At 42.5% G+C, this 8203-nt stretch carries 2 protein-coding genes; both read left to right on the top strand.

All coding sequences use genetic code 11. The features are described from left to right. Nucleotides 1-91 precede the first annotated feature (91 nt). Nucleotides 92-1924 (top strand): carotenoid oxygenase family protein, encoded by a 1833-nt coding sequence (locus tag IQ242_RS10815; RefSeq protein ID WP_193959972.1) that lies wholly within the window; start codon nt 92-94, stop codon nt 1922-1924. Further along, on the top strand, nt 1921-8079 hold the full coding sequence (locus tag IQ242_RS10810; protein ID WP_193959971.1) for an AAA family ATPase: 6159 nt from the start codon (nt 1921-1923) through the stop codon (nt 8077-8079). The genes IQ242_RS10815 and IQ242_RS10810 overlap by 4 nt, the downstream gene beginning before the upstream one ends. Nucleotides 8080-8203 lie beyond the last annotated feature (124 nt).

Here is an 8203-nt window from a genome sequence, read left to right as displayed (position 1 = left end):
CTCCTGACGACCGACGACCGACTCCTATCTCCTGACGACCGACGACCGGCTCCTAACCCCACCAACAAACTTTTTGCCGCAAACCCTACTTATGAATATGTCAATCAAAGATACTGTCCAAAATACTGTCAACGTTAGTAATTTTAGTCGCTCGCAACTCGGTCGGCCGGATGAGAACAATTTATATAAGGCAGTCGCCACAGTTACCGAGGGACATTGGCAGGAAAATCTGTCGGGATACGTTTTTATCGTCTGTCCTTTTCATAGAAAAAATGACCGTCATTTGTTCTCTGGCGAAGGTGTAATTATTAAATGGGACTTGCAAGGGAAAAATAATCAAGTTAATGTTTACAGTAAAAAACTAAAAACTTGGGATAGTTTCTGGCGAAAAATTTTACCGATATTTAATATTAGTCAAGCCACTTTTCCCGCCGTGGTCAGCATTTTGGGTTGTTCAGAAATAGCGAATACTGCTATGGTTAAACTAGAAAAAGTTTCCGAAGATAAACAACTAGAAGAAACCAGATTAATCCTCACTGCCGATGCGGGACGTTACTGGGAAGTTGACCCCGTTTCCCTGGATACTATCACTCCGATTGGTTATTTTGACCAACATATTGTTTCCGTGCCTTTGTCTATTTTCCCAGTCCTAGAAAATACCGCTCACCCCTTCTACGACAAAAAGACCCAAGAATTTATCACCTGTGAATTAAAGCTAAAACTTGTATCGGGAGGTATGTTAAAAGACTTAGATAAATCGGCGTATATTGTTCTTTGGGATCAACAAAAACAACTTAAACCTTGGAAACTACAGGGAGCTATCCTCGATGGTAGTCCCCATTCGGTCATCGTCACCGAAGATTATATCATGATTCCCGATATGCCCTTTCAGATGGGAGTAGCCAAACTATTAGGTATCAGAATCAGGCCCGAAGAAACCTATCCGAAAACTCAAATTTATCTGGTTAAACGTCAAGACCTCAAGGAAGAAGAAACCACCGTTCCCTCGCGATTAATTACCTTCAATGGCGACAGTTATCACTTCCTTTGTAATTACCATAGTATCAACGGTCAAATTCAGCTTGTGGCCATCCAAAACGCCACTATTAGTTTAACCGAAGCGATCGAAAAAGACGATATCCAACATTTTACCGGTCAGGGTTATCCCCCCGAATACCACGGCATTCCCTGGATGTTTTCCTTTGACCCCGGAGTGCTGCGCAAAGTGGTTATCGAAGATGCCAGGGTGATGAGCGAACAAGCTTTCATCCATCCGGGGTGGTTCTCTACCACTCTCTACACCGCCGACCCGCGGGAATTGGAACAGGGATACAGCGCTATTTATCAGGTTTATGCCGGTTATGTGCGCGAATTAATCTGTCGTCGTCAGTATATGGATTTTCGCGACCAAAGTAATCGCATCCTCAGGGATGCCGAACTTCCCTGTCATGACTTGCCCTCGGTATTAGCCAAGGTTCCCCTCAATCAGGATTGGAATCAGTTAACTGAAGAGATTAGCCAAGAAAAAAAGGCCAGTAATACTCATGTATCCCATTTAGGTCGGGGACTACTGGATTTTTATGTTTGTCCTGATGGCTATATTTTAGATAGCATTCAGTTTATTCCCCAAGAAAAGGGCTATCTATTTACGACGGTTTTAACCCCGACCAGAGTATTAGAAGCTTGGTTATTTAACCCTGACAATCTCAAGGGCGGACCGATTGCTAAACTGAGTTTGCCGGAAGATGTTCACTTTGGTTTTACCTTGCATTCCGAGTATTTCGAGCAAGTGCTGCCTTCTCCTCGTCCTTCCGTCTCACAGGTAAATCGAGTTCTTTCAGCCTTGCGGAGTCTGGTCTTGGTTCCCGTAGAATTTTTCCTAGGGAAACCCGCAGCCATTTACAATCGCCAAGTAAAAAAATGATTGTTCTCAACGGATACGACATTCTTGCCCAAGTTTACGAAAGCGTTAACTCAGAAGTCTATCGGGCCATTCGCATCGCCGATAATCAACCGGTTATGCTCAAAATCCTCAAGCAAGAATATCCCACCGCACAACAACTAACCCACTACAAACAGGAGTATAAAACCATCTGCGGCCTGAACTTCGAGGAGGGGATTAAAGCCTATGGTTTAGAAACCTACCGCAGAACTCCCGTGATTATTTTGGAAGATTTCGGCGGTTTATCCTTAAAAAAATGGCTAGGGGGCAAAACCCTAGCCTTAAGGGACTTTTTAAGCCTTGCACCCCGAATAGTGGCTAATTTAGAGAAAATTCACAACGCCAAGGTTATTCACAAAGATATTAATCCTGCCAATATAGTTCTTAACCCCGAAACCGGACAGATTAAAATCATCGATTTTGGCATTGCCACCGTCCTACAAAGGGAAAATCCCGGGCTAAACAATCCCAACGTTCTGGAGGGGACTTTAGCCTATATTTCTCCCGAACAAACCGGACGGATGAATCGTAGTCTCGATTACCGCACGGATTTTTATTCCTTGGGCGTTAGCTTCTATGAACTTCTCACCGGACAATTACCTTTTCGGGCTAACGATGCTTTGGAATTAGTTCACTGTCATCTGGCAAAACAACCCTTGGAGATTAATAGTCTCGTCAAGGAGAAAATTCCCCCGGTGGTGGAGGCAATCATCAGGAAACTGATGGCTAAAACCCCCGAGGAACGATACCAAAGTGCCTACGGTATTCGGGCAGATTTAGAGGAATGTTTAAGACAACTGGAAACAACGGGTAAAATTGAGGATTTTGTCATCGCTAGGCAAGATCTAGCCAATCAGTTCCAAATTCCCCAAAAACTCTACGGTAGGGAGGCAGAAATCGCCACTCTCCTCACTGCTTTTCAACGGGTAGCCACGGTGGATAAAAACTCCTCTCACACCGAACTGATGCTAGTTACGGGTTATTCTGGCATGGGTAAAACCACCTTGGTTAAGGAAATTTATCAGCCAATTACTGAAAAACGCGGCTTTTTTATCTCCGGTAAATTTGACCAATTTCAGCGCGATATTCCCTATGCTGCCGTGGTTAGCGCTTTGACTAATCTGGTTAAGCAACTTTTGGGGGAAAGTCAGCCACAACTGGAACTATGGCGACAAAAACTCTTAAAGTCTTTGGGGGCGAATGCACAGGTTATTATTGATGTGATTCCCGAATTAGAATTAATTATCGGTTCACAACCAGAGGTGTTACAATTAGGAGCGATCGCTACTCAAAATCGCTTTAATTTAGTCTTTAAAAATTTTATTCGGGTCTTTTGTTCCCCAGAACATCCCCTGGTCATCTTTCTCGATGATTTACAATGGACAGACTTGGCTAGTCTCCAGTTGATAGAATTAATTATGCTCGATGGCGATATGGACTATTTGTTTTTAATCGGCTCCTATCGCAGTAATGAAATTAATTCCACCCACCCCCTAACCGCTACTCTCGATAAATTAGAGCAGGGGGGCATAATTATCAATCAAGTTATTTTAAGACCTCTGGGTCCTGCACAGGTCAATCAGTTAATTGCCGACACCTTAAATCATTCACCAGAATATGTGCAATCTTTGTCCGCTTTAGTCTGGCAAAAAACCCACGGTAATCCTTTTTTTGTCAATGAATTTCTCAAAACTATCTACTGGGAAAATTGGCTATTTTTTCAATCGGGGCAAGAAACAACCACTAAAACCGATAATAATAGGGGCTATTGGCAATGGCATCTCGGCCAAATTCAAAGGATTGGCAGTACCGATAATCTGATTCAATTTATGATGGGCAAAATGCAGAAATTGCCTCCCGAAACCCAAGAAGTCTTAAGTTTAGCAGCCTGTCTTGGGGCAGAATTTAATTTATATAATCTGACGGTTATCTCTGAAAAATCACCTTCAGAACTTTTACCAATTTTAACTTCTAGTAGCGAAGCTGGTTTAATTATTCTCCTCTCAGAATTAGATGAACAATTACTGATTCAAGAATATAAATTTGCTCATGATCGCATTCAACAAGGAGCTTACGCTCTCATCGAAGACAGCCAAAAAGCCGTAATTCACCTAAAAATTGGTCGCCTACTTTGGCAGCATACTTCTGTCAACGAATTATCGGAAAAGATTTTTAAAATAGTTGATCATCTCAACCTTGGTTATCAACTAATTAGCGAGAAAAAAGAACGAGAGTCAGTGGCTAACTTGAATTTACTAGCAGCCCAAAAAGCAAAAGCCGCTAATGCCCAAGCTGGAGCCTTAAAATATATCAAAACCGCTCAAAAACTTCTCAAAAAATCAAGCTGGGAAAATAACTATCAACTGACTTTAAATATTTATTCTGAAGCCACAGAAATCGCCTATTTAAGTGGGAACTTTGAGCCGATGCAACGCTGGGCTAATCTCGTATTAAAACAGGCAAAAACTACCCTAGATAAAATCAAAGTTTATGAAGTAATCATCGAAGCGTATCACGCCCAAAATCAAGAACTAAAAGCGGTACAAATTGGTTTATCTGTCCTTAAAAGCTTCGATTTCCAGATTCCTGAATCCTTACAATCATCAGATATTCAAAAAGAACTAACTAAAACCCGACAAAAATTAGCGGGGCAAAATATCGAAGATTTAAGTAATTTACCGCCGATAAATGAGGAAGAAAAATTAGCAATAATGAAGATAGGGACTGCCATATTTCCTCCTGTTTTTATTGCCGCACCTCATCTCTTACCCATCCTAGTATCAAAACAGGTTAACTTATCAATTGAATACGGCAATAGTTATCTAGCGGCTTTTACTTATGTCAATTATGGCTTAATCCTTTGCGGTATTTTAGAAGATTGGGAAACGGGTTATCAATTTGGACGATTAGCTTTAAACATTGCTGATAAATTTCATGCCAAAGCCCTGATGCCGAAAATAATTGCCGTCTTTTCCGCCACTATTAGTATCTGGAAAGAACCGATTAAAAATTCCCTGTCCTTGTTAAAATCTTCCTATCAAACCGGTTTAGAAATGGGCGATCTCTACTACGGAACAACCTGTGCCTATCTTTACTGTTTTCATTCCGCCTTTATCGGACAGGAATTAACCGAATTAGCCCAAGAAATAGCTAACTATGATCTGGCTTTTGTTAAGCTCAAACAAGAAAACCCTCGCAACTATCTAAAAATCTATGGTCAAACAGTTTTAAATCTGCTGAGGCACTCGGAAAATCCCGGTCATTTAGAAGGACAGTACTATCAAGAAACTGTTATGTTACCGTACCATCTAGAGGCTAATGATCTCTACGGTCTCTGTGCTTTATTTGTTAATAAATTATACCTTTGTTATCTATTTGGACAGTACGAACAAGCTATTAAAAATGCTAACCAAGCCCAAAATTATCTAGGGGGAGCTACCGCTACATTATTGATTCCTCTGCATAATTTCTATGATTCCCTCGCTCATTTAGCTATTTATAATCATCTGGACAATGACCAAAAACAGCAAGTATTAGAACGAGTGACGAATAATCAGAAAAAGCAACAGGAATGGGCGAATCAAGCACCCTCTAACTATCTCCATAAATTTTATTTAGTGGAAGCGGAAAAAGACCGGGTGCAGCAATCCTATCTAGAAGCCATAGAAAACTACGATCTAGCCATCGCTAAAGCCAAGGAAAATGAATATATTAATGAAGAAGCACTAGCTAACGAACTAGCGGCGAAATTCTATCTCGATTGGGGTAAAGTAAAAATTGCCAAAACCTACATCAATGAAGCTGCTTATCTCTATTCTCTTTGGGGAGCAACAGCTAAAGTCAAAGATATAGAAAGCCGTTATTCTCAGTTAATGGTCAATAATTATGGTTCCAATTCCCTGACCGAAACTAGGAAAACTACCACCAGAAAAAATTCAGCCAGTCATGCGGGAGAACTGTTAGATTTAGCCACGATTATGAAGGCATCCCAAGCCATTTCTAGCGAGATAGTTTTAGATAAGTTACTCGCCACCCTGATGAAAATTCTCATCGAAAATGCTGGGGCGCAGCTGGGCTATCTTATCCTAGAAAGCGGCGGACAATTATCGATTGAAGCCTCCGGTTCAGTGCAGGAAGATAGGGTGACAGTCTTTAAATCTAATGCCATCGAAGAACATCTTCCCGTCTCAATTATTAACTATGTAGCCCGGAGCGGTCAAACCGTTCTTAATAACGATGCTGCCCATCAGGGCAATTTTAGCAACGATCCCTATATAAAAACCCATCAAACCAAATCGCTGCTCTGCACACCCCTCCTCGACCAAGGACAACTGCGGGGAATTGTCTATCTAGAAAATAATCTCACCGTCGGGGCTTTTACCCAAGAAAGATTGGAAGTGCTGCAACTGCTCTCCAGCCAAGCTGCCATCGCAATTACTAACGCCAAACTCTACGCCGAAATCAAAGCTAAACAGAGACAACTAGCGCAATTTTTAGAAGCCATGCCAGTGGGGGTATTTGTTCTGGATGCCGACAGTCAACCCTATTATGCCAATCAAACCGCCCAAGAGATTTTAGGAAAAGGGATAGTTAATATCACCACGGCTAATCAGTTGGGGAAAACCTATCAGTTATATCAAGCTGGAACCGATCGATTGTATCCCACCGAAGACCAGCCGATTGTCCGAGCTTTAAGGGGGGAAAAAAACACGATGGATGATCTAGAAATTCACCAAGGAGAGAAGATTATTCCCCTAGAAGTGTATGCCACGCCCGTTTTTGACGAAAAAGGAGAAATTATCTATGCGATCACCGCTTTTACCGATATTAGCGAACGAAAACAGGCGGAAGCGGAACGGATTCGCTTTACCGAAGAATTAGCCGAGTATAGCCGCACCCTAGAACAGAAAGTGCAGGAGCGCACCCTAGAACTCAGCCAAACCCTAGAAATTCTCAAGGCCACCCAAGCAGAATTACTATTTGAAAATGAACTGCTCAGAAGTAGCGAAGAATCTAGCACCTTTGACTACCAAGTGGGGGGCAGTTTGCCCATGGATGCCCCCACCTACGTGGTCCGCGCCGCCGACCGTTATCTCTATAAAGCCCTCAAACGCGGCGATTTTTGCTATGTTCTCAATCCCCGTCAAATGGGTAAGTCTAGTTTAATGGTACGCATGATCGATCACCTCCAACACGAGGGGGTTTGTTGCGCTCCCATTGATTTAACCCGTATCGGCAGCGAAAATGTCACTCCCGACCAATGGTACAAGGGGATAGCCTTCGAGTTAGGGCGACGTTTTGGCCTGCTCAAAAGGGTCAATCTCAAAGCTTGGTGGCAAGAACGGGAAGATGTCTCGGCAGTGCAGCGCTTGGGCGAATTTATTGAAGAAGTGTTATTGCTGGAAGTGGGGATCGTGGAAGGTTCTCCCCCGAAACTGATCGCAATTTTTATCGATGAAATCGATAGCGTTTTGGGCTTAAATTTTGCGGTTAATGACTTTTTTGCCCTGATTCGTTCCTGCTATAACCAGCGTGGTTTTAACCCGCTCTATCGGCGTTTGACCTTCGCTTTCTTCGGTGTTGTCACCCCCTCCGATTTAATTACCGACCACCAAATCACTCCTTTTAATATCGGTCATTCGATTCAATTGGAGGGTTTTAAGGAACACGAAGCCCAGCCTTTACTGCGCGGATTGGCCGAGAAAGTTAGTAACCCGCAAACTGTCTTAAAAGAAGTCTTTGCTTGGACAAACGGTCAACCTTTTCTGACCCAAAAACTCTGTCAGTTAATTCGCACCGCTGCCTCACCGATTCCCCCCAATGGTGAGGCCCTCTGGATTGAGGACTTAGTACAGAAGAAGATCATTGACAATTGGGAGGCTCAGGATGAACCGGAACATCTGCGGACTATTCGCGATCGGCTTCTCAACAGTCATCGCTCCCAGTTGCTCCTGAGACTCTATGAACGGATTTTAAGGGAAAAAGAGGTGATTGCCAAGGATAGCCCCCCAGAAAAAGAGTTACTTTTATCAGGGTTAGTGATCAAAGATCAAGGCCGGCTGCAAGTCCATAATCCCATCTATCGGGCAATCTTTAACCTCGATTGGCTGGGTTGCAGCTCAAATTTGTATAAATAAGCTTTTACGCATTTAAGTTACATTGACAGCATTACCCTTATTTTTAAGTTTTCTACTCCATTTAATAATCAATCCCCCTTCATTTAAAAGCTGATTGACTACTTTTTCCAGTTCTTCTTTATTT

The organism is Microcystis sp. LEGE 08355 (assembly GCF_015207185.1).
Taxonomy (GTDB): domain Bacteria; phylum Cyanobacteriota; class Cyanobacteriia; order Cyanobacteriales; family Microcystaceae; genus Microcystis; species Microcystis panniformis.
The sequence above is the reverse complement of the archived record's forward strand: the minus strand, read 5'-3'. Positions and strand labels throughout refer to the sequence as shown.

Bases quoted from the DNA above. Each gene is read 5' to 3' on its own strand.
- IQ242_RS10815 (WP_193959972.1), top strand. From the start codon at position 92: ATGAATATGTCAATCAAAGATACTGTCCAAAATACTGTCAACGTTAGT.
- IQ242_RS10810 (WP_193959971.1), top strand. From the start codon at position 1,921: ATGATTGTTCTCAACGGATACGACATTCTTGCCCAAGTTTACGAAAGC.